This window comes from Rothia nasimurium (genome assembly GCF_049068285.1).
Lineage (GTDB): Bacteria > Actinomycetota > Actinomycetes > Actinomycetales > Micrococcaceae > Rothia > Rothia nasimurium_I.
On record NZ_JBLKPV010000011.1, the window covers coordinates 74930 to 99012 of the forward strand.

12 protein-coding genes and 1 pseudogene are annotated in these 24083 nt (G+C 60.1%); 4 read left to right on the forward strand and 9 right to left on the reverse strand.

Features of this window, described 5'->3' with window-relative positions:
- Positions 1-29: 29 nt before the first annotated feature.
- A complete protein-coding gene (locus ACMXX3_RS10050) occupies positions 30-1322 on the forward strand; it encodes a Dyp-type peroxidase (protein WP_421084571.1) in 1293 nt (430 codons plus the stop codon).
- On the opposite strand, the gene ACMXX3_RS10055 is transcribed toward ACMXX3_RS10050, so the two are convergent.
- Both ACMXX3_RS10055 and ACMXX3_RS10060 read right to left on the reverse strand, forming a co-directional pair.
- A complete protein-coding gene (locus ACMXX3_RS10055) occupies positions 1319-1552 on the reverse strand; it encodes a hypothetical protein (RefSeq protein WP_421084572.1) in 234 nt (77 codons plus the stop codon). The two genes, ACMXX3_RS10050 and ACMXX3_RS10055, sit on opposite strands and share 4 nt — an antisense overlap.
- Positions 1553-1700: 148 nt before the next feature.
- Complete coding sequence (locus ACMXX3_RS10060; protein ID WP_421084573.1) at positions 1701-5150, reverse strand: pyruvate carboxylase; 3450 nt, start codon at positions 5148-5150, stop codon at positions 1701-1703.
- Positions 5151-5418: 268 nt separating this feature from the next.
- Between ACMXX3_RS10060 and ACMXX3_RS10065 the strand changes: the two genes are divergently transcribed.
- Positions 5419-6228: a ParA family protein gene (locus ACMXX3_RS10065; RefSeq protein ID WP_421084574.1), complete on the forward strand. Its 810-nt coding sequence runs from the start codon at positions 5419-5421 to the stop codon at positions 6226-6228.
- 81 nt (positions 6229-6309) lie between these two features.
- Here ACMXX3_RS10065 and ACMXX3_RS10070 read toward each other — a convergent pair whose 3' ends face one another.
- The 5 genes from ACMXX3_RS10070 to ACMXX3_RS10090 all read right to left on the reverse strand — a co-directional run bounded on the left by ACMXX3_RS10070 (position 6310) and on the right by ACMXX3_RS10090 (position 12711).
- Positions 6310-6903, reverse strand: a complete 594-nt coding sequence (locus tag ACMXX3_RS10070) for a MerR family transcriptional regulator (protein ID WP_421084584.1) — start codon at positions 6901-6903, stop codon at positions 6310-6312.
- A 215-nt stretch (positions 6904-7118) separates the two neighbouring features.
- Entirely contained in the window at positions 7119-7877 is a 759-nt protein-coding gene (locus ACMXX3_RS10075; protein WP_421084575.1) for a MerR family transcriptional regulator, read from the reverse strand.
- 2 nt (positions 7878-7879) lie between these two features.
- Positions 7880-8281 carry an FHA domain-containing protein gene (locus ACMXX3_RS10080; RefSeq protein ID WP_421084576.1) on the reverse strand — a complete coding sequence of 134 codons (402 nt, stop codon included), beginning with the start codon at positions 8279-8281 and terminating at the stop codon, positions 7880-7882.
- Positions 8282-8651: 370 nt separating this feature from the next.
- Entirely contained in the window at positions 8652-9038 is a 387-nt protein-coding gene (gene gcvH, locus ACMXX3_RS10085; protein ID WP_421084577.1) for a glycine cleavage system protein GcvH, read from the reverse strand.
- Positions 9039-9225: 187 nt separating this feature from the next.
- Positions 9226-12711 carry a proline dehydrogenase family protein gene (locus ACMXX3_RS10090; RefSeq protein ID WP_421084578.1) on the reverse strand — a complete coding sequence of 1162 codons (3486 nt, stop codon included), beginning with the start codon at positions 12709-12711 and terminating at the stop codon, positions 9226-9228.
- A 186-nt stretch (positions 12712-12897) separates the two neighbouring features.
- Here ACMXX3_RS10090 and ACMXX3_RS10095 point away from each other — a divergent pair, with 186 nt between their 5' ends.
- A complete protein-coding gene (locus ACMXX3_RS10095) occupies positions 12898-13809 on the forward strand; it encodes a LysR substrate-binding domain-containing protein (RefSeq protein ID WP_421084579.1) in 912 nt (303 codons plus the stop codon).
- Between the two features lie 129 nt (positions 13810-13938).
- On the opposite strand, the gene ACMXX3_RS10100 is transcribed toward ACMXX3_RS10095, so the two are convergent.
- Together ACMXX3_RS10100 and ACMXX3_RS10105 are read right to left on the reverse strand one after the other, a co-directional pair.
- Positions 13939-16326 carry a 3'-5' exonuclease gene (locus ACMXX3_RS10100; protein ID WP_421084580.1) on the reverse strand — a complete coding sequence of 796 codons (2388 nt, stop codon included), beginning with the start codon at positions 16324-16326 and terminating at the stop codon, positions 13939-13941.
- A gap of 25 nt (positions 16327-16351) precedes the next feature.
- Positions 16352-23056 (reverse strand): DEAD/DEAH box helicase, encoded by a 6705-nt coding sequence (locus ACMXX3_RS10105; protein WP_421084581.1) that lies wholly within the window; start codon positions 23054-23056, stop codon positions 16352-16354.
- 46 nt (positions 23057-23102) lie between these two features.
- Between ACMXX3_RS10105 and ACMXX3_RS10110 the strand changes: the two are divergent.
- Positions 23103-24083, forward strand: a pseudogene (locus ACMXX3_RS10110) (hypothetical protein); the annotation flags it as partial.

Consider the following 24083-nt stretch of genomic DNA (forward strand, 5'->3'; position numbering starts at 1 on the left):
CCCCTGCCCCCATCATCGAAAGGACAACCATGACGCGCCAAGATTCCACCCCAGCTCCGGCCCACCGGGGCCTTTCCCGCCGCGCCGTCCTTGCCCTGATGGGGGCTGGCTCGGGGGCCTCCCTCTTAGGCGGCCTGGCAGGAGGCTATGCCCTGGGGCAGGGGTCATCCAGCCCTGCCCACCAGGCCGACCTCATCTTCGATTTTTATGGCCCCCACCAGGCCGGAATCATCACCGAAGCCCAGGACCGAATGCACTGTGCGGCCTTTGACCTGGCAGAAGGGGTCAGCCGGGAGGACCTTATCTTACTCCTCCAGGACTGGACCTATGCGGCAAGCAGGCTCACCCTGGGCTTGGACGTCACCGCCGCCGGGGCTTTCGGGGGCGGCCCGGCCCTCCCCCCACCCGATACCGGGGAGGCAGCCGATCTGGGGGCCTCCGGGCTGACCATCACCTTTGGCTTTGGTCGGAGTCTCTTTGTCCAGGAGGACGGCAGCGACCGGTTCGGGCTGGCAGGAAAGCTCCCGGCAGAGTTCCAGCCCCTACCCAAGATGGTCAATGACTTTATCGACCAGGCCCAATCTGGTGGTGACCTTTTCATCCAGGCCTGCGCCTACGACCCGCAGGTGGCCGTCCACGCTATCAGAAACCTCACCCGAATCGCCTTCGGGGTGGCCACTCTCAGGTGGTCCCAGCTCGGGTTTGGGCGCACCTCCTCCACCACAACTGCCCAGGCTACCCCCCGAAATCTTTTTGGGCAGAAGGACGGCACCTCCAACATCAAGGCTGAGGAAACCGACCGGCTAGCTGAGCATGTCTGGATCAACCAGGGCATCGCCCAGGGAGGCACCTACCTCATTGCCCGGAAGATAGCCATGTCCATTGAAGTCTGGGACGGGGTTCAGCTCCAGGAGCAGGAGAGGGTGACCGGGCGGGATAAGCGCCTAGGGGCGCCGCTCTCAGGGGGCGACGAATTCACCCCACCTGATTTTGCAGCCACGGACGAGGACGGCAACCTCCTCATAGATGAACGGTCCCACCTGGCTCGGGTCCATCCCAACCACAATCAGGGCATCGCCATGCTGCGGCGGGGCTACAACTATGTAGACGGCAATGACGCCCAGGGCCGACTCGCCGCTGGTCTGTTCTTTATTGCTTTTGTGAAGGATCCGGCCCGTTTTGCGGTAGTCCATAAGAATATGGCCCGCGACGACCTCTTTGTCGAATACCTCAAAACCCGCTCTAGCTCCGTCTTTCTGGTGCCGCCGGGGGTTACTGAAGAAGGCGGCTATATCGGCCAGGGCTTCTTTGAGAAAGGTTAGTCCTCCTGCCGGCTTTCGTCCCGGCCCTGCTGGGCCGCAGCCTGCGCTGCTGCTTCTGTGTTGTCTCGGAAGTTCTTCTGCATCTGCCGGAAGACTAAAACGTTGCCGACCGCAATGTGGATAAAGCCTAGAATCATCACATAGATGTTCCAGCCGCCCTGCGGGGCCAGAACTCCAAGAAGCAAGAGAATCGCGCCAAAGCCAATGATCATCAGGTGAGTTACGTTCATGCTTCCTAGCCTAGCACCCCGCCACCCCTGGTCTGGGGGCTAGGCTTTCTGCCCCCCTCCTTCTAGCTAGCAGGCCACAGACGGACGCCCGCCCCGACTTTCGCAAGCCGGGGCGGGCGTCCGTCCTTTAGGGAGTCAAAGGGTGGGGTTACTTGACGTTGACCACGATCAGCAGGTCACCGCCAGCTACCTGGGAGACTTCGTTGTAGACAACGCGCTCGACGGTACCTGAGACAGCTGAGGTGATGGAGGCTTCCATCTTCATGGCCTCGATGGTGGCTACCTGGTCGCCCGCTGAGATTTCGTCGCCGGGCTTGACGGTGATGGTCACGCCACCGGCGAAGGGGGCTGCAATGTGGCCGGGGTTGGATGCGTCAGCCTTCTCAGCTTCCTTGACGTTGGACTCAACGGAGGTGTCACGGACCTTGACGGTGCGCTGCTGGCCGTTGAGGGTGCAGATGACCTCGCGCATACCCTTTTCATCGGGTTCTGAGATTGCCTGCAGGGTGGCGATCAGGCGGACGCCCTTACCCAGGGAGATGACATGCTCCCGCTTGAACATCATGCCGTAGAGGAAGTCACGGGTGTGCAGGATGGACAGGTCACCGTACTCTTCGGTTGCCTTCTCGAACTCGCGGGTGGGGGCGGGGAAGAGCAGGCGGTTGAGGGTGGCGCGACGGGTTGCTGAATCCCCGTTCAGGCCTTCCAGGTCTTCTGCAGACAGCTCGTTGACGGAGGGCTTGGAGAGCTTGCGGCCCTCCAGGGCCCGGGTGCGGAAGGGCTCGGGCCAGCCGGCGGGCGGGGTGCCCAGTTCACCGTTGAGGAAGCCGATGACAGAGTCGGGAATATCGAACTTCTGCGGGTCCTTTTCGAAGTCTTCCGGTGAGACGCCCATGCCCACCAGCTGCAGGGCCAGGTCACCAACCACCTTGGAGGAGGGGGTTACCTTGACGATGTGGCCCAGCATGCGGTCAGCGGCAGCATACATGTCTTCGATATCTTCGAAGCGCTCCCCCAGACCCAGGGCAGTTGCCTGGGCGCGCAGGTTGGAGAGCTGGCCACCGGGAATTTCGTGGGTGTAGACACGTCCGGTCGGTGAGGACAGACCCATCTCGAAGGGCTTGTAGATGGTGCGGACGGCCTCCCAGTAGGGCTCCAGGGCGCAGGCCGCCTCCAGGGTGATGGAGGGGGCGCGGTCGGTGTACTGCAGGGCGCCGACCAGGGCTGAGAAGGAGGGCTGGGAGGTGGTGCCTGCCATGGAGGCAGAGGCGACGTCAACGACGTCCACACCGGCTTCGACAGCAGCCAGCAGGGTGCCAACCTGGCCGCCTGCGGTGTCGTGGGTGTGCAGGTGTACGGGCAGGTCGAAGCGCTCGCGCAGGGCGGTAACCAGGCGGCGGGCAGCTTCAGGACGCAGCAGACCGGCCATGTCCTTGATAGCAAGGATGTGGGCACCGGCTTCTACCACCTGGTCAGCCAGGTTCAGGTAGTAGTCCAGGGTGTAGGTCTGCTCATTAGGATCCAGCATGTCACCGGTGTAGCAGATGGCAACCTCGGCGACGGCGGTGCCGGTGGCGCGGACAGCCTTGATGGCCGGGGTCATCTGGGAAACGTCGTTGAGGGAGTCGAAGATACGGAAGATATCGACACCGGTTTCAGCAGCTTCCTTGACGAAGGCGTCGGTGACCTCGGTGGGGTAAGGGGTGTAGCCCACGGTGTTCCGGCCGCGCAGGAGCATCTGGATCGGCAGGTTAGGCATGGCCTCGCGCAGCTGGGCCAGACGCTTCCAGGGATCTTCGGTGAGGAAACGTAGGGCAACGTCGTAGGTTGCCCCGCCCCAGGCTTCTACGGAGAAGAGCTCGGGGGTTACATGGGCTACGGCAGGAGCTGCTGCCAGCAGGTCGCGGGTACGGACGCGGGTGGCCAGCAGGGACTGGTGGGCGTCGCGGAAGGTAGTGTCGGTAATCAGCACTTCCTTGGTCTCGCGTACAGCCTTGGCGAACCCTTCAGGGCCCAGTTCCAGCAGACGCTGGCGCCAGCCTGCCGGAGGCACGTGGCTTGAGGCATCGAAGGGGGACCGGTAGGACTCTTCGGTCTTATCACCGGGGAAGGAGGGGAGCTTCCAGCGGGGGTCAAGGCCCTCGATGCGCTCACCGTGGGGCTTGTTGACGGTGACGTTGGCCAGGTACTGCAGGGCCTTGGTGCCGCGGTCAGCCGAGGGCTTCTTGGTCAGCAGCTCGGGGTGCTCATCGATGAAGGGGGTGGAAACATCGCCTGCCCGGAAGGTGGGGTCTTCAAGCACCGCCTGGATGAAGGGGATGTTGGTGGCGACGCCGCGAATACGGAACTCTGCCAGGGCTCGGGAAGCGCGGCGGACGGCGTCCTCAAAGGTACGGCCGCGGCAGGTGAGCTTGACCAGCATGGAGTCGAAGTGGGGAGAAATCTGGGCACCGGTGTAGACGGTACCGCCGTCCAGACGGATGCCAGAACCACCGGCTGAGCGGTAGTAGGTGACCTTACCGACGTCGGGGCGGAAGCCGTTAGCGGGATCCTCGGTGGTGATACGGGACTGTAGGGCGAAGCCGCGCACACGCAACTCGTCCTGACGGATACCCAGGTCTTCTAGGGTCTCACCGGCAGCGATACGCATCTGGGACTGGACCAGGTCAACGTCGGTGACTTCTTCGGTCACGGTGTGCTCAACCTGAATGCGGGGGTTCATTTCGATAAAGACATGCTGGCCAGCGCGCTCACCGGCGGTATCGACCAGGAACTCCACGGTACCGGCATTGACATAGCCCAGTTCCTTGGCGAACTTAACAGCATCGCGGAAGAGAGCCTGGCGAATCTCTTCATCGAGGTTGGGGGCAGGCGCAATTTCAACGACCTTCTGGTGGCGGCGCTGTAGGGAACAGTCACGCTCAAAGAGGTGGACGATATTGCCCTCACCGTCAGCCAGAATCTGCACCTCAATGTGGCGTGGACGCAGCACAGCCTGCTCAAGGAAGACAGTGGGGTCACCAAAAGCGGTATCAGCTTCGCGCATAGCCGCTTCCATAGCGCCGCGCAGGTCTTCACGCTTTTCGACGCGGCGCATACCGCGTCCGCCACCACCGGCAACAGCCTTAACGAAGATGGGGAAGCCGATTTCTTCAGCTTCGGCCAAAAGCTTGTCAACATCGGCGCTCGGCTCGGTTGACTTCAGGACGGGAATACCAGCCCGCTTAGCAGCCTTGAGGGCCTCGACCTTGTTACCTGCTAATTCCAGGACCTCCGGCGGGGGGCCGATGAAGGTGATACCGGCTGCCGCAGCGGCGCGGGCCAGATCGGGATTTTCTGAGAGGAAACCGTAACCGGGGTAGATAGCATCAGCGCCGGCTTCTTTGGCGACGCGAATAATCTCATCAATGTCTAGGTAAGCACGGACGGGATGGCCTTCTTCACCGATGGGGTAGGCCTCGTCTGCCTGCTGACGGTGAATGGAGTGGCGGTCTTCATAGGGGAAGACGCCGACGGTCTTAGCGCCGAGTTCGTAGGCCGCGCGGTAGGCGCGGATCGCAATTTCGCCGCGGTTAGCGACCAGGATCTTTGAAAACATTTTTTTCCGTTCCGTCTCGTCACCCGGAAGGGGCGAGACTAAGCCACAGTGCGTGTGTGAACACCTCAAATATAACCTTGAACACGGCCTTGACCATGCTTAAGTCCGGTTTTTGAGCTGAAAGGCGTAACTTTTAGATTTTATTGTGAATATAGCAACACTGCTGAGCGGGGTGGGTTGGGCGAATGTTCATCTGGGCGCCGGTCAGGACGCTTGCCCGGAAGGTAGCATAGACAGGTAAGTTTTCGTAAGGATTGGGTGGGGATAGATGGGCCAGGTAGTCAGCGTTTCAAGTTTGAAAGGTGGCGTCGGGAAGACCTCCGTTATTTTGGGGTTTGCCTCAGCTGCCCAGGCAGCTGGTTTACGCACCCTGGTCCTTGATCTTGATCCCCACGGGGACGCCTCAACCGGCCTTGGGGCCTCCCCGGCCGCCCCTGAGATAGGTGAGCTCCTGCTCTCCCCCACCTCCATGTCCTTGGAGGACGCTGCCGCCCCGGCCTCCTGGTCAGCCTTGGGGTCCTTGGGGAACGCTTCGGTGACCGGCCTTGACGCTGGCACCTGGGTGGTGCGGGGTTCGGCTAGGTCTTTGGCTTTTGAATCTCTTCCCTACGCCCAGGCTCTCGGGGTGCTCCCCAGCCTGGTGGGGCCCGTCCGTCCTCTCTTTGACCTGGTTCTGGTGGACTGCCCACCGACCCTTGGACGCCTGACCGAAACAGCCTGGGCGGCCTCAGATCAAGTGGTATCGGTCGCTGAGCCCTCCCTCTTTTCGGTGGCCGGCACCGAACGGACCCTGCGGGCCCTTGCCCGCTTTGAGGCCAATACGTCCTACTCGGTGGGGGCTGCCTCCGTCCTGATCAACAAGGTGCGGGCCACCGACCCTGAGCACATGTACCGGGCTGAAGAGATGCGGGTCCTGTTCGGGGATCTCGTGGCAGCGACTACTATTCCTGAATCCCCGGTGATCCAGCGTCTGCAGGGGGCAGCCTACCCGGTTCACTACTGGCCAGAGGCCGCAGCCCAACCCCTTGCCTCAGCCTTCACCCTCCTGCTCTCAGGCCTCATGTCCTCAGCTTCCTAAGCGACGCTGGTCAGCAGGCCCCTAACAGCAAAGAACCCAAACGCGCTCTAGCGTTTGGGTTCTTTGCTAAGACTCGATAGTTTAGGCTCCAGCCTTGCGGGCCCGGCGGGCAGAGAGCTCGTCGTGGACTTCTGCGGTCTCTTCCAGGGCACCTGCGGTATGCTCGCCCGGCAGTTCGCTCAGGGAGACTTCAAGTTCTCGCCAGACCCGGCCGATGGCGATACCGAAGACACCCTGGCCAGCCTGCACCAGGTCAATCACCTCGGTCGCTGAAGTACATTCGTACACGGAGGCACCGTCTGACATCAGGGTAATCCCGGCCAGGTCTTCGACACCGCGAGAGCGCAGGTGGTCAACGGAAGTACGGATCTGCTGGAGGGATACGCCAGTGTCGAGCAGGCTCTTGACGATTTTCAACACAAGGACGTCGCGGAAGGAGTACAGGCGCTGGGAGCCAGATCCCTGGGCAGACCGGACGGTGGGTTCAACCAGCTGGGTACGGGCCCAGTAGTCAAGTTGCCGGTAGGTAATACCGGCTGCCTTGCAGGCGGTCGGCCCCCGGTAGCCAAGGTTTTCGTCCACGAGAGAGACCGGATCATCGAAGAGGACTCCCTGCTCACCTACCGGTGAGGTGCGGGGCATGACCTCCTCAAAACCCAGGAGGGGTTCGTCCATGGGGACAGGCAGGCCTCGGAGGGCGCCAAGAGCGCCGTGCTGTTCATCGTGGTGAGTCACGGTGTAGCCTTTCCTTCCCTCACGGTTTGTTTGACGTACCCAATACTACCTGCCGGCGGAGTCATTTTCCGATTTATTGGCCCAGCCGGAACCGGCGTTTTAACGTGCTGTGTGTCATTAAGCAAGAACACGATAGGACGCCGGTTCATGCACAATTACGCGGTTGGCCCCTGCTCGTAGCTGGGCATAGAGCCTGCCACCAGGGCCATGTGCAGGCGCAGCAGGAGGTTAGCGATATCGCCTGCCAGGGCTGCTGCCCGGGCCTGGGATTCTTCATCCTTGCGCAGGGCTAAGGGCCCGACTGCTGTTTCAACCAAATCTACCTCGCGATCTGCCGCTGCCCTAAAGGCCCGCAGGTGGCGGGGGTGCAGGCCGTGGGCGGTCAGCTGGTCACTGACGCGGGTCACGGCTAGGTCGTATTGGTCGTATTCTTCCTTGCCTTCAGCCAGCAGGCCGTAGGTCATCAGTTCCCGCAGCAGGGGCATGTCAACCCCCGCGGCAAGGCCTAGCTCTCTGAGGGTATAGGTGGCCCCGGGGTCTGCTACAGGCTCTTCGGCCTGTGCCACCTGGGGCGCAGAAGGTGCGGACGGTACCGCCCCACCCCCCTGCCCGCCGGTAGCACCCTCGGTGATGGGCAGGGTGACACGGCCAGCGTCGACGTCCTCCAGGCGCTCCCGGATCACTTTCAGGGGCAGGTACTGGTCGCGCTGCAGCTGCAGGACGTAGCGGAGGCGCTCAATATCAGCGTCAGAATACTTGCGGTAGCCGGTGTTGGTGCGCTGGGGGCTGACCAGCCCCTTGTCTTCCAGGAACCTAATTTTTGAGGCGCTGATACCCTCAAATTCCCCCTCAAGGGCAGCAAGAACCTGACCGATGGTTTTGTTCTTAGCTGCAGATGATTCGGCCTGCGTCATACCTAGTTACCCTGGCCCAGGTAGAAGGCAAAGTGGAACTTGCCGATGTAAATCTCATCGCCGTTCTTCAGGTAGGCCTCATCAACCCGGTCACCATTGACATAGGTGCCATTGAGGGAGTCGGCGTCAGTCAGAATGTAGCTGCCAGCGTTCGGAATGAAGAGGGCGTGGCGGCGGGAGACAGTCACATCGTCCAGGTAGATATCTGACTGGGGGCTGCGGCCTGCAATAGTGATACCGCTTTCATCTTCGGTATCAGGGGTAATTAGGAAACGGGCACCCTTAAACTGCCCGTCCAGGCCGATCAGAATAGCTGAACCTGCAGGCAGGGTTGCCAGGAGGTTGTTCTCTTCGCTGGTGGGCGTGTGGGCATCAGAAACACCCAGGGTGCTCACGAGGTTCATTACACTGGTGGCGGGATGTGCGGCGTTATTCTGCGACATGGGCGACTGTTGGTCCTAGGGTTGATCGACGGCCCCAGTTTCAGGGCCGGGGGATGACTCAGGGTTTGTTGTTATTTTGTGATGGTTCCCGGTTCAAAGGTCACGAAATGGTAAACAGTGAACCGTTTGTTCAATCTTAGCCAGTTCAGGCCCATTCTGCCCAGGTTGGGTTCGTGTTCCACCGGCAATTTTTCAGGAATTTAACAAGCCCTTCATAAAACCTGCCCCTTCTCCTCTTCCCTGCCCCAACCGTCCTCAAGGTGAAGGACCATACGACACTGCCCCTCCCCGCAGGTGGCGGGAAGGGGCAGGTCACATATTCTAGGTTTGACTAGGCGATTTCTGCTTCGTAGTCAGCAGCTGACAGCAGACCCTCCAGGTCAGCTTCGTTGTCAGGACGGACCTCAATCAGCCAGCCAGCCCCGTAGGGGTCGCTGTTGACGGTTTCGGGTGAGTCAGCCAATTCTTCATTGACAGCAACAACTTCACCTGAAATGGGGGCAAAAAGGTCAGAGACGCTCTTGGTTGACTCGATTTCACCGAAGGTTGCCTCAGCTTCAAGGGTTTCGCCCACCTCGGGCAGGTCAACGTACACGACATCCCCCAGGGCGTCCTGGGCGTGGTCGGTGACGCCAACGCGGACGGTGCCGTCAGCGGTCAGTGCGCCTACCCATTCGTGTTCTTTGGTGTACTTGAGGTCGGCAGGTACGTTGCTCATCGGGGTTTTCCTTATCTGTTGTGGGATGACCGATCGAGGTGCGTGAAAACTCGATGTGGAGTGGGCTGGCGTCTGAGGGAGACGCAAGCCCTTCACCTCGATTATATGACACAGGGTACACAGGTGAGTGCCGCAGGTTACCTGCGTGTTGCACCTGTGCACCCTGGTCAGCCGGGCTTAGGCCCGCTTAGATGACTCCCTCGGAGTACTTGTAGGGGTTACCGAAGCGGTGAGCCGTGATAGAAACAGCCTGTTCGCGCAGGAAGGGCAGCATTTCGATACGACCTGCCTCGGTGACGGGCTGGAAGTAAACGGCGATATCGGGGCGGCCGTCCAGGGCCTCGTAGATGCTGGTGACGTCCCCACCGATGTAGCGGATTCGGGCGCCTTCAAGGGAGGTGCCTTCCAACTGCTTGGAGGGGGTCTTTGCAATCTTTGCCAGGGAGGAGCGGTAGACTTCGTCGCTCTGGGCAAGCAGGGTAACTCCTGCTGAGCGCAGGGCACCGGCAACAGCTACGGGCAGGTCCTGGCCGTGGCTGAACTCGATGGTGGCACCGGCTGCCAGACCGGCGAGCAGGACGCGCAGGGCCCGGTCGCGGTTGCCGTTCTCATCCAGTCGTACCTGGACGGTGGTCGGCAGGTAGCGCAGAATATTGCGTTCAACCCCCAGCTGGCTGGGGTCGTGGCCCACGCTGAACTCGCTGGCCCAGGCGGCTGCGTCAGAGCTGGCAGCGCGGGTGAGCATGGCCAGGCCAGCTTCGTCAGTGGCGGTAGGTTCGCGCAGGGCTGCCAGCAGGTTGCGGACGGCGGCACTAGCCGGGGCTGCGGTCGCGGTGGCTTCGGCAGTGGCCCAGTCGGTGAGGGCCACCAGGTAGTTGGGGCCACCGGCCTTGGTGCCAGAACCAACAGTGGACTTCTTCCAACCACCAAAGGGCTGGCGCTGGACGATAGCACCGGTAATACCGCGGTTGGCGTAGAGGTTACCTGCCTGGACCTTGGACAGCCACAGATCAAGTTCAGCTGAGTCCAGGGAGTGCAGGCCAGCGGTGAGGCCGTAGTCGGTGGCGTTCTGCAGCTCGATAGCCTCTTCCAGGGTTGCTGCCTTCATAATGCCCAGGATGGGGCCGAAGTATTCGGTCAGGTGGTATTCGCTGCCCGGGGCAACCCCAGCGCGGACTCCCGGGGACCAGAGGCGGCCGGTCTCGTCCAGCTGCTTGGGTTCAATGACCCAGTTCTCGCCGGGGCCCAGGGTGGTCAGGCCGCGCTTGAGCTTACCCTCGGGCACCTCGATGACGGGCCCCATCTCAGCTTCAATATCCTGGGGGTGGGCAACGTGCAAGGAGGTGACGGCGTCCACCAGCTGGTTGTAGAAGCGCTTGGACTCCCCCACTGAACCGACCAGGATGACGGTGGAGGCCGCTGAGCACTTCTGGCCTGCGTGGCCAAAGGCTGAGTAGACGACGTCCTTGACCGCCAAATCGAGGTCAGCGTTCGGGGTGACGATAATGGAGTTCTTGCCGGAAGTCTCACCGAAGAGGGGCAGGTCCTTGCGCCAGGATCGGAACATCTCGGCGGTCTCGTAGCCACCGGTGAGGATCAGGCGGTCGACGGCCGGGTGGGCGATCATGGTTGAACCGGCAGCCCGGTCGGTCACCTTGACCAGGCGCAGAACCTCGCGGGGTACACCGGCCTCCCAGAGGACCTCAGCAATCAGGGCACCAATACGGGCGGTGTTGCTGGCGGGCTTGAAGATGACGGCTGAACCGGCAGCTAGGGCAGCGACCACACCGCCGACGGGGATAGCTGTGGGGAAGTTCCACGGCGGAATGACCAGGGTCAGCTTGACCGGCTGGGGGGTGGCCCCGTCCATCTGATCAAGGCGCTCAGCCAGCTGGGCGTAGTAGTAGGCAAAGTCAATGGCTTCTGAGACTTCAACGTCACCCTGTTCCAGGGTCTTTCCTGCCTCGTGGGCCATGATTTCCATAAAGTCACCGCGGCGCACAGCCAAGCCAACAGCTACCTTGCGCAGGATTTCAGCGCGTTCAGCAGCTGGGCGGGCCCCCCACTCGGTTCCGGCGGCGACAGTCTCAGTCACCAGGGTTTCAGCCGCTTCACTGGAGCCCAGCTCGTTGGCCGCTAGGGTCTCAATACCGATCTGGGTGGTCTTGGAGCGTTCCAGGATAGCCCGGCCCCACTCGCGGTTGGGGGCCAGGGCGGCGTCGGTATCGGGGGTGTTTTCGAAGGTTCCTGCAGCCGGCTTGAAGACGGTGTCGGCGGTTTCGGTCAGACGGTTCTGGGTACGCTGGGGAGGCTGGACCTCATCGGTGACCGCTTCTAGGGATCGGAGGAAGCGGGTCTTTTCCCGCTCGAAGAGGGCCGGGGAGGAATCCAGGTCAAAGACAGCGCTCATGAAGTTCTCACTGGAAGCGTTTTCTTCCAGGCGGCGCACCAGGTAGGAGATGGCAACGTCGAATTCTTCGGGGCGGACGACGGGGGTGTAGAGCAAGAGGTGGCCGACGCGGCGGCGGATGACCTCGGCTTGCTGGGCGGCCATGCCGATCAGCATTTCGAACTCGATGTCCTTTTCAACCCCGCGGTCTTCAGCCAGCAGCAGGGCGAAGGCAACATCAAAGAGGTTGTGGCCTGCTACGCCCAGGCGGATGTTCTTGGTGTGCTTGGGCTGCAGGGCGTAGTTGAGGATTCGCTTGTAGTTGGTGTCGGAATCCTGCTTGGAGTCGCAGGTGGTTACAGGCCAGCCGTGCAGGGCAGCTTCAACCTTCTCCATGGAGAGGTTAGCGCCCTTGACCAGGCGGACCTTAATACGGGCCCCTCCAGCCTCAACACGCTGGGCTGCCCATTCCTGCAGGCGCTGCATGGCCGCGAGGGTGTCGGGCAGGTAGGCCTGAAGGACGATACCGGCTTCGAGGTTCTTGAGGTGGGGCTGGTCCAGGATCCTGGTGAAGACCTCAATGGTCATATCCAGGTCCTTGTACTCTTCCATGTCCAGGTTGATGAACTTGGGGGCAGGAGAGTTGGCGGCCAGTTCGTAGAGGGGGGTCAGGCGGCGGACGGCTTCAGCTACAACCTCGTCAAAGGCCCAGTGGGAGTGGGGGCCGGATACGGAGGAGACCTTGATGGAGACGTAATCGACGTCATCGCGGGCCAGCAGGCGCTGGGTTTCGCTCAGGCGGCGCTCGGCTTCGCGGTCACCGAGGACGGCCTCACCCAGCAGGTTGATGTTGAGCTTGTTGCCGCTGGCGGTCAGGTGCTTAATGGCGGGGCCCAGTTTGTTATCGCGGGCATCAACGATCAGGTGGCCAACCATCTGGCGCAGGACGGCGCGGGCTGCGGGAACGGTAGGCCAGGAGGCCTTGGTGGCTAGCTTGCCGCCGAGGGCTACCGCGCTCTTCATGTACCAGGGCAGGAAGGAGGGCACGATGGGGGCAATGCGGGCCAGGTTCTTGCCCGCTACCTTCTGGTCTTCAGGGCGGACGACGCCGTCCACAAACCCGACGGTGAACTCAAGACCGTTGGGGTCTTTGAGGACGCCTGCCAGTTTTTCAGCGGCCGGGTCGGCGGGAATTGCCTGGGCTTCTTTAACCCAGGTCTGAACGAGCTGGACGGCCTGGTTGGCCAGCTGCTGGTGGTGGTCGTCGCTAAAGGGTAGGGCCACGGTGGTTTACCTCCTGCTGGGCTGCCGGTGGGCAGCGCGTGAACTTTTCTGTTATCTATTTCACCAGCTTGTGGTCAGTAATACACTATTAGAAAAAGTGAATCTTTTTGAGCAGCTTTGTTTAGTTATGCTAATCTTTTGGGGTGGGGTAGGCCACTTCCTTGTATTTCTCCAGAAAGAACTGCCGTGTACGATATCCGCCGACTAGCCATGCTGCTTGAAGTCCACGAGCGAGGCACCCTCGCCGCTGCCGCCAAAGCCCTCCACCTCACGTCCTCAGCCGTATCGCAGCAAATCACCACCCTTGAAAAAGAGGTAGGAACCTCCCTGCTCCGCAAGGTAGGACGGCGGGTTGAACTCACCCCCGAAGCCCTGGTGCTGGTGGAAAGCACCCGCAATATCTTGACCGAGCTAGATACAGCCCGCACCCGCATCACCCTGCTGGAGGGAATCCCCGCCGGCTCCATCCGCCTTGCGATCTTCCAGACAGCCGCCCAGGCCCTGCTCACCGAGGCCTTGGCCTATCTTGCCGAGCACGCCCCCTTGGTTGAGCTTCATGTGGTCCAAATTGACCCTGAGTCCGGCCTCTCCCTCACCCGGTCACGGGAGTTCGACCTGGTCATCGCAGAGTCCTACCCCCACCACTTCATCCCCGAATACCCAGACCTCACCTCCGAACTCCTCACAGAAGACCCCCTCCAGCTCGTTCTAGCAGCCAACAGCCCGGTAAACTCGCTGCCGGACGCAGCCCACCTGCCCTGGGTGCTGGAATCTGAACACAACACGTCCCGAATCTGGGCCACCAACCAGTGCCGGGCTGCCGGGTTCGAACCCAAGGTCCGCTACGTGATTGATGATTTGAACACCCACCTACATCTGGCAGCGGCTGGAGCGGCGGCTATTATGCCGTCATTTGCACTGCCTGTCGCTGGCAGTGAGCTGGAAGAGTCGTACGGGGTAAAGGCTATTCCTCTGCCAGGTGCCCCCTACCGCGAGATTTATGTGGCCAGCCGCACCGAGAGCACCGGCCAGCCCGCTGTCCGCGCCGTCAAGGAGGCGCTGAAAGCAGCGGTAGCTAGTCGCCACCTTGCCCCCTAGATAGCCTCCAAGCTCGAATGCCCTTCGGCCTGTCGAGAGCCTGTATGTTTTACAGGATCTCGACAGGTAGACCTTTACGGTGCTTTCACCCCGGAAAATCAGCTAAACACGGGGTGCCCAGGTGCATGTCTATTCTGGAAGAATAGATGATTTCGTGCCGCTCCACATCACCACGAGTTCATCCCGGGCCCGGGTCGAGGCTACGTACAGAAGAGAGCGTTCGCGCAACTGCTGGTCTTTAAGTTCCTCAAACGGCACCTGACGTAACGCATTGGGCAGGGGCACTGATTTATCATTCACCTCGAAAAGAACAACCCGTTTATATTCCATGCCCTTTGCTCGGAACATGGTCATGATATGGGGAACATTCTTTGAGTTGTGCGGGGAACCTTCGATTTGCACCGCTACGATCCCCCGGTCGTCCAGGGCCTGAAGAACGTCGTTACTGATACTCTTGGTGCGCACCAAAATAGCAATATCGCTCAGGGACCCTTCTTGGTCGCGCCAGCGCTTCAGCAGCTCTGCCAGCGCGTCATATTCTTCGATGCGGGTAGAGAACTGCATGAGCTTTGGTTGGGGACCGGAACGGGGTGAGACGTACTGGTGGCTTTCTTCTCCGCTCTCGAGGTCTTCCCATTTCTCTGGATCGAGCATGCGCATGGCATAGGCTAGATTTTCTGCTGTGGTGCGGTAGTTGAGGCGGAGTCTGCGTGCCCGGCCTCGGATGTTGATTCCGAAGCGGCTGAGGGGGAATTTTTGGCCGTAGATCCGCTGGTGGGAGTCTTCTGCAATGAAGAGGTCGTCTTGGCTGTCGGGGACAAGTGCGCGTAAGAGCAACCAGTGGGCCGGGGTGAGGTCTTGGGCTTCGTCAACGATTACGTGGTCAGCACTGTAGGTGCCTGTGTCTTCACTTCGGTTTTGGAGGACGACGGCGGCGAGACAGAGCAGTTCGGGGAAGGTATAGCCTTCGGAGAGGTCGCGGTTGTTGCGGTAGAATTCGATGATTTTCCAGAGAGCTAGTCTTTGGCCCCGGTTGAGGGCTGTTCCTCGTCCTGGTCTGGGTACTTTGGTGTACTGGCGGGAGGTAGTGATGAGGTTGCCCAGTATTACGGTGACGTATTCGGTATCGAGGAAGGTGGTGGTGAGAAGCTCGTCGGGGAGATCGGTTTCGGCGTCTTCAATGGCGGTTTTCCAGTCGGAGTCGCTACTGACGTGGGTGCTGGTGTGGTGGCGGATGGGCCGTCCGGAACCGAGTACTTTTTCTACTGCTGCTCTTTTTTCCTGGTCGGTGGCTGAGCGCCAGATTGCTGCGGCGATGGCGTCGGTGTTTTTGACGTGGACGCCGGGCTGGCCGAGTTCGTTGACGGTTCGGATGCGGTCGTCTAGAAGGTTGAGCTGGTCGTGGAGGACGTCAGTGAGGGTTTTGTTGAAGGTGGTGAGGACAATGCGGCGGTTGGGGTTTTGGTCGTAGAGGTATTTGGTGCGGTGCAAAGCGACGACGGTTTTGCCGGTGCCAGCTCCGCCTGAGACTCGGTAGGGTCCTTTGGATTTGATACCGCGGGGGTCCTTGGGGTCATTGATACGGACGTATTTGCGCTGTTCGGGGTGGAGGTAGGTGCGCCAGAGGTCAAAGTTGCCGCTTTCAACAACTTGCTTGAGTTCGGCGAAGTCGTCAAAGGTTTTGAATTCTGCTTCGGTGCTGGGCTGATCGAAGGCTTCGATGACAGCCTGGTCGGTGGAGGGTCGCTTTTCGGCGAGGTAGGTTGCTGCTTCTGCCCGGATTTGGAGAGTGAGGGTTTCGATGACTGCTTCGATGGGTTCCCCAGCTTGGAGTTCGAGGAGGACACAGCCTTGCCAGACGGGGGCTTCATCTACGATTCGGTTGAATTCTGAGCTGGTGGTGGCGGCGATGGCGGGGGTGCTGTACCGGGGGTCGATTCCGATTTGGTTTTGAAGTTGGTCTGGGGTGTAGCCAAGTCGGTTGAGCTGGTTGACGAAGGTGTCAGCTACTTCTATAGCCCCGGGCAGGGTGGTGTTTTGGGTGGTTTCTGATCCCGATACTGGAGCTTCGGTAGCTGTTGGTTGTTGGGTGGGTAAGGCGGTGGTTGCTTCTGAGGGGGCAGGCTGCTGGGGTTCGGTGTAGCTGCTAGTTAGGTTGGGCTGTTCTGCCTTATTGAGGGCTTCTTCTGCCTGCTGGGCGATGAGTTCCAGTACGCCGGAGACGGGGTTGACGTAGAGAATTTTGGTGCGAGCGATTCTGATCGCTTCGTCGTGGTTGTAGGTGCCAGCGTAGACGTAGTGGGCTTCTTCCCCGCCTGCAATGCGGTAGAGGACGGCCCGGTATTTGTCGTCAACACGGCCAGTTCGGGCACGGGGGTCTTTAGCGTTGATCATGGGCTCGATGTGCAGGCCGGGGGTGGCGTCGTTGCTCATTAGCATTTCGAGGAATTTGAGGACCTTCTTGCGTAAGGTGGGGTCGGTGCGGCGGGCGTCCTTCACCATTGTGATGTGGGGCATTAGTGTTTCCTATCGGGTGGCGGGGCTAGTTCTGGTAACTGATAGCTTGAGCGACGGCTGCGTGGACGGCGTCAGGGTCACTGAGCTGGGCGGTGATGTAGTTACGGGCAGGTTTAGCAGGTATATCGTCGAGTTCGTCCTCTGTTTCGAACAGCAGGAGGACCGTGTCGCTGTCCGGCCAGTAGGCGGTGACGGGGCAACCGTCGATTTCGTGGCCGAAGTCGGGTAGTGGTGTTGAGGACTTGACTTCGCGGGTGAAGCTCTCAATCATGTTCCGGTCGAGTTCGTCGTCGAAGGTGGCCAGAGCTTCTTGCCATTCTTCGGGCAGGGCGCCGGTATCTGTGGTGGGTTCATCGGGTTCCGGTGCTAGGTTGTCGATGATGGCGGTTTGGCTGGTGCCCACGATGAGGTCGGGGTTGAAGGCAAGGAGATTTGAGTATCTGAGCCAGAGCCTCCAGGATTCTTGGTAGTCGTCGGTGGCGACCTGTGCTTCATCGTGTTTAAGAAAGACCGCAGGGCGGGTAGTTGAATACTTTCCGGCTAAATCGACATAGCAGGCGAAGTAGTCAACCTTGTTGCCCCACATTCTCCGGGGAATGGACTGTGGGGTGGCGCGGTTTACCGGACCGGTTTCGGTGAGATAAGCCTTGTGAACGTCCTGGAGTTCGGCACCTACGCTTTGGGCGGCGAACAGATCGTGGACGCCCCGGTCTGAGATGTAGTTGGTTCGCTTTGTTACCCCGTCGAGGTAAAAGGGGACAGTATTGGAGAACCTTCGCCAGAGGTCGGTGTCTGGGTTGTGGAGCCATTCCCAGAGGATGCTCATGGAGTCTTTACGGAGCAGGTTGATCATGGCGTTAGTTTGACTCAATTGATCTTGTTGCTGGGCGCGGTCAATCTTCTGTTGCGCAATACCTGTGGGCAAGGGCAGGTTTTCTTTGGTCTTGCCTGCAAACCTGTTGATGTCGTCGTCGGTGATTGCCCAGACGATTTCTCCCCGTTGGCGCAGGGAGTGCCGTTTTTCTGCGTCGTCTGTGATGCGCATGGCTGCTGCTGAGGCGTGGTAGCGGCGGGAGTCCAGGTAGATGAGGATATCTTGAATCTGGGGGTTAGGAGTGGTGAGTTTGAAATCAGGAACAGTGTTGCCGTATTCGCTAGGTTGGGGTTTGAGAGTCCAGTTAGTTGGTTTCCCTAGCGAAGGGATAGTGAAGGTTAGTTCATTACCTTCTAGCTTGGGACGTGTCTTGACCTTGGCGTTGGTGTTATGCAGGCGTTCGGCGAGGACATGGCTGAACTTTGATTCGAGGGCAGATTCGGGTGAAGCCTGCGGGGTGTAGGCCGAGTATTCGACCGTCCAGTGGTCGGTGTAGGGGCTGGTTGAATTGAGCTCGTGTTCCCCTGCACCTGGGTTGAGAATCTGGGTGAGAGCTTTGATGGCTGCTTGTTTGGAGAGGTAGCCGCTGTCGCGGGAGGGCGCGAAAGGAAGGAGGCATTGGTGGCAGGCAGTGTCGCAGGTGCAGTTACTTTGGGTAAGCGAAAGATAGGCTGAGCGAAGGACCTCCCAAACCTTTTCAGGTGTTCCGAATTCGGTGAGGTAGCCGGTTCCGCCTGGCACGTTGTCGTGGAGCAGGAGGCTGAAAAGGTTTTGACCGTCTTTTTCCTGGCTAATGGAGAGGATATCGATGTGTTCTGGGCGGCCGCCGAGCACTGTTCTCATACCCATGAGTACGGCTGCTTTGAGGGAGGGAACGGCTTCCTCCCCTTCGAACTGGATGCTGCTGGGCAGGTGGAGTTGGACGCCTTGAGTGACGAGGGTCCGTCCCAGCAGGATGGCTTGGGATTTGTCTTCGACATCGTTGCGGTGGGAGCACCAGAAGCGGTGCTCGTCGTACCGATTACTGCCGCTGTCTTTGTCGAGGACGCCGCATTCTGGGCAGAGGCGGAATTTGAGTGCCTTGTAGGTTGAGCCAGAGATCCGCAGTTCGGAAGCGTTTTTGCTGACCGGGCCGAGATTGAGCCAGCGGAGGGTGACCCGTTTGAGGGGGTCGACGCCGAAGGTGTCACCAGAGAGTTTCCACCGGCGGCCAATATGGTTTTCTTCGGTGGTGATGGTGGGGACGATGGTGAAGAATTTTCGGTGGCGGTCGTCGGCCCGGTCACCGATCGTGGCTTCATCGCGTTCTACGTCGGCTGATACTTTTTGGAGTTCGACGACTTCGTGCAGGTTGCTGCGGTCCCCGATGGGGCTTGAGCACTGGGGGCAGGTTTTGAGCAGGTGGGATTCTGAGGCTAGCACTGAGGTGCAGCCGCACTGGTGGCAGATTTGCCAGAGCTGGACGTTGCTTCGGTCTGGGCCGAGGTCTACGGCATCAATTTTTACTTCGAGGGCGTTGGCATAGAAGGTGTTGCCGGGGGCGAATTCTGAGAGGGCGGTGGAGGCACCCCGGACGTAGGATTCCATGGTGGTTTCCCGTTCGGAGGTTTCAGGGTCCCAGGTGGTGACGCCTACAGCAAGTTCGACGCTGTCGTCGAGCAGGGTGTAGTTGGGTAGGATTCCGTAGAGTTCAAGGTTGCCAATCCAGTATTTGCTCCGGAGTTCTTCTATTTGTTTCTTGAAGAATCGGAGGTTGGCTTGGGCTTTTCGCAGGTCTTTTTCTGCGCGGACGCCTTCAGCGCTGTCACTGTTTCGGAAGATCTCTGCCTGTTCGCGTAGGTTGGGTATGAGTTTCTGGATAGCGGTTGCCCGGTGTTTGATGGTGGCGAGGTCCTTGGTGTAGGTGCGAGCGGCCTCAAGGATGTCGTCGGGCATCTGTTCTGTCGCCCAGGTTCGGAGGGAGGCGACAGTGTCGTCGGTGAGGAGATTCCCGAACTGCCGGGTGAAGGCTTCGAGGTAGCCTTCGTTGTCGGTAGCTGTTTGGATGAGGTCGTTGAGCAGGTTGCCTTCGCGGTCCACCCCGGCGAAGAGGTCGTTGGAGTTTGTGATTCGGTAGGTTTTGCCGCTGGCTGTGAAGGTATCGACGATGGAGGCGATGTATTGGCGGCGGAGCATTTCTTCTGCGTTGAGGAAGGTTGCTGGGGGTTTGACGTCGCCGTTGATGGTTTCGAGGGGGTTAGCTAGCTTGTGGAGGTTTTCTCCGGCTCCCCGGATGTAGCTGAGGACGAGGGCGTTGCCAGTTTGGCGGCCAGCACGGCCGATTCGCTGCTGGTAGTTGGCGACGGTTTTGGGGAGGGACGAGAGCATGACGGTGGATAAGTCCCCGATGTCGATACCCATTTCGAGGGTTGGGGTTGCTACCAGGACGTTGGGGGCGTCGGGCTCTGCGGTGCCGTTTCGGCCTTTAAACCCGTTTTCGTAAGAGAGGCGCAGGTCGGTGGGGAGTAGGGAGGTGTGTTCCCGGGCGATAACTCGCAGGGTGGCGGGGCTGGAGTAGAGCTTCCGGTAGTAGTTGCGGGGGTTGAGGGCCAGTCTTTCCAGGGTGCCTTGGCAGCGGTTGACGAAGCAGGGGGCTCCGTCCAGGTTGGTGATGGTGGTGGGGGTGCCCGGTAGGGTCATCTTGCAGATGGAGCAGCTGACGTGGAGTTGCTTTTGGTCGAGCTGGGTATCTGTTGTGGGGTGGATTGTGATGTTCCGCGGGTCGATCCAAAAGACTTTAGCGCGGAGGGGCGTGTTGTTTGGGTGGTGAGGTACGGTGACGCCGATGATGTTTTGTTCGGCGAGGGCGGTGAAGAGGTTGGTGACGAGGAAGGGGGATGTGCTGGGACTGGTGCCGAGGACTCGGCTGGTCCAGGTGGAGTACCAGCTTTGGGCGTGGGCGATGTTGTCCAGGTTTTTGGAGTGTTTGCTGGTTTCTTCACCCAGTCGGGGGAAGGAGGGCATGGGGCGGCCTCCGCCGAAGCCTAGCATGCCTTCTTTTTTGGCGCGGCCACCCTGCAGGAACCAGGTGGCGCCGTCATTTTTGATGAATTTGTCGAGCCAGGGGTGGTGTACGCCGCCCTGCATTCTCATGCGTTCCAGGATGCCGGTGACCCACTGGAGTTTTTTCTTAGGAGGGATGTTTTGGAGATCTTCGGGGGTGAGCATTCCGCTATGGTCGATGAAGCGGCGGATGGTGGCGTCGATGATAGCTAGGATCTCAGCTTCTGTTCCGTAGTCGACGGCGGCTGCTGCGGATCCGGTGAGTTCGAGGGTCCGGCCCATGCGGGAGTTGAGGCCGAATTCTAGGACGGCGTCAAAGGTGATGCGGCGGGTGGCGTAGGTCTTTGCCTGGTTACGGCCGGTGGTGGTTTTGGTTGTGCTCCAGAAGGGTTTGAAGGCTTGCCGGTTGGCGATGCTGGGGTCGAGGAGCTGGTATTTTGCTTCGGGGGTGGTGGCTTGGTCGATGGTTGCTGCGGCGAGGTCGCGGACGTTGGTGGATGTGGTGGCCAGGCTGTCGAGGGTGTGTTTGAAAGTTGCGCGGAGGGTCATGCTGTGTGAGCGGGCCTGGACGAATCCGGCGCGGTGGGCGGCGTCCTGCACAGAGTCGGTGAATACGAGGGCTTTTTTCTCGTCTGCCCCGATGGAGGATGAGCCGAATAGTGTGGAGATCGTGACCGAGAGCATGGTGGCGATGGCGCTACCGACGAAGCGGATGGAGTCGTTGGCGTTGCAAGCCGGGCAGATTTGGGCCTTAGATTGGTCGACGGCTTCTAGGCCGGGGTAGGTGAGGACGGGCAGAATTCGGGAGCTTTCCCAGTCTTCCGAGGTGAAGTTGTGGGTGAGGTCCCGGCCGTTGCTGTGGAGCTCTTCGTGGTCGATGTGGAACCAGCGGAGCTCGTCGCGGGGGGTGTCGCCTTCGTGGGTGATGTAGTTTTCACCTTCTGTAGGGGCGTAGATGAGGGGGCGGAAGTCGCCGGTGCGGCGGGCGGCTGCTTCTCGGATGGCGGCGGGGCCGATGTCGTAGTTGTTTTCTAGTTTGCCTTTTTTGATGCCCCACCCGGAGCGGCCGCAGTTACGGCAGAAGATGGCGGGGAGGTAGAGGTCTTGAGTGGTGGGACCGCCGGTGTTTTCTGACCAGCTGAAGCTTGGGACGGCGTCGACTTTTCGGTTGATACGGGATAGTTCGCGAACCCATTGGTGCAGTTCTACAGAGGGGATGTTGCGGCCCAGGTGTTTGCGGATGACGGAGAGCCCGGAGAGGGCAGTAGTGATGATGCTGGTGCGTAGTTCGCGGATACGTTGGGGGTCGCGCTCCCCTACCGGGCGTTTGTTGCCAGGGACAATCGCGGTGGAGAGTTCGAGGATGTTGGTGGCTTGTTGGGTGTTGCGGATGATGGCCTGGATGTAATCGTGGCGGAGGAAGGCGTGGACGGGAATGAGGTGGGGCTGGTCCTGGCTGGCGTCGGTGAGGGGGTCTTCGTAGAGGGCAGCGCGGAGGCCTGGGTGGCTGATAGCTCCGAGGGGGTAGTCGTCTGGGTTTTTGCCGTGGTTTTGGGCGACCTGGTCGGGTGTGAGGTAGGTGGGGGTGACGTTGAAGTTGTAGATGTGCTGGCCGTTGTGAGTGGCAAAGACTTCGCTGGCGGTTTGGACAACGGAGGCGGCGTCCTTGGCGATGTCGTTGTGGCCGCTGGTGTCTTCTGGGATGCTAGCTAGCCATTCGTCGGCTGTGGTTCTGGATTCGGTGATAACGGCGTCGGGGGTGAAAGGTTCGCCAAAGACGGTGTAGGCGAAGTCGAGCATGGCGGAGGGGTCTCCCCCGCTGCCGAGGGTTGCTGAGGTAGCGACTGGGGTGACTCGGCCGAGGGGGCGGGCGAGGTCGTCGGTGGTGAGGCCGTGGGGGTTGTCGAGGGGGTTGTCCGTGAGGGGGCCGGTGACGGCCGGGGTGAGGTGGTGTTTAAGGGTGAGGCCGAGGCGGCGGAGAAGCATGGCGACGTCGGTGCCCTGGGCACCGTCGTAGGTGTGGAATTCGTCGAGGACGATGTATTGGAGGCTGAGGGCTGAGTCTTTCCAGAGTTTTGCGTCTGCACCGCGGAGGAGCAGCATATCGAGCATTTTGTAGTTGGTGAGGAGGATGTCGGGCGGGCTTTGGCGCAGGGTACTACGGTCTGTAATGAGGCTGGTGGCGGTGACAACGGTGGAGCCGTTGGTGTTTTCGCCGGTGTAGATGCCAGCGGTGACGGGGTGGTTGCCTTCGGTGATAAGGCCGGCGAGGCGTTGGGCTTGGTCGTTGGCTAGGGCGTTCATGGGGTAGAGAATCAGGGCTTTCATACCTGTGATTCCTGCCCGGTTGGCGCGGATAACGTGGTCGAGGATGGGGTAGAGGAAGGATTCTGTTTTGCCGGAACCGGTGCCGGTGGTGACGAGGGTGGGTTGGGGGCGGCGCCAGGTGGCTTGTTCGCTGGCTGCTTCTGGGGTGGTGTCGGACGCTGGTGCGCTGCTGAGGCGCATGAAGGCTTGGGCCTGGTGGCCGTAGGGTGGGAAGGCTGGGGTGATGTGGTGGAGGCTGTTGTGCCAGCCGTGGGGGGCTGGCGAGAAGGGCAGGCGGGTGCGGATGTAGGGGCCTTTGAAGATGCCGTCACCAATGTGGCCACCTTCTTCTGGGCTGGTTTCGGGTGCCTTGAGGAAGGCTTCGAGGGCTTGGCGGGTGTCTGTTTCAGTGAGGGCGAAGGTGGTGGTGAGGAAGTCGGTGAGGCCCTGTTGCAGGTCGCTTGCTTGTAGGCTGGGGACGAGCATGGGGGTGGGGTTCTCGGTCATGGTTCCTCAAGGTACGGTTGGGCTGGGGCTGGGTGCGACCAGCTAAGTGACGGTTAGCACCTATTTTATCCCCTCCCCTAGCCAGAAGCCCGGTCATGGGCTGGGTTTGGGGTGTGCCGATAAGAGCTCTTATGTCAACCAAGCCCGCCAAGACCCCACCCACACCCGCTTCTTCACAGACTCAGCCACCGGCATTGCAGCCACCTCAGAGTTCCTCTCCCACAAGGCAACCTACCCCCTACTAAACGGACTGCAACCAGACCTCTACCGGGCCTTCATGGTCAAAACCTGGCAGAACAACTCCGGTAGAGGAGTGGTATCCCTGATCCACCCCGAATCCCACTTCAAGGAAAAGAAAGCCGGAAATCTCCGTGCTAATGCTTACCATCGCCTCAGACGACACTGGCAGTTCATCAACAAGTTAATGCTTTTTGAAATCAGTGACCACGTTGTTTACGGGGTACACATCTACGGAGGATACCAGCAAGATATCCAATTCGATATGGCCTCGTCTCTGTATCACCCCAACATGGTTTCAGGGTCGTATCTGCATGACGGATCGGGGGAAGAACCCTATCTGAAGTTGAACGGTTACTGGGACCTGCGACCTCACAAAAACCGAATCATCACAGTCACTCAGGATGTCTTGACCACGTGGAGGGATCTACTGAACACAGAAGACACACCAGCCGACCAAGCTTCGATGATCTATACCGTAAACAAGACCTCGGAACGGGTTCTTCAAAAGTTATCGCTGGCTCCTCGCGTGCGCGAACTTGGCCTACAGTACTCCCGTGGCTGGGATGAATCTATTGACCGGAAGAAGGGGTACTTCCAACCTGGTTCCAAGGTCAATGAGTCCTGGGCGGATGTCATCTTGCAGGGTCCCTTCTTCTCGGTGGCCAATCCTTTTGCCAAGCAGCCTAACGCGACGATGCGGAGCAATGAAGACTACACCCCGATCGATCTTGAAGCCCTCCCCGTAGACTTCATCCCCCGCACCTCCTACCAACCTGTCGGCTCTACC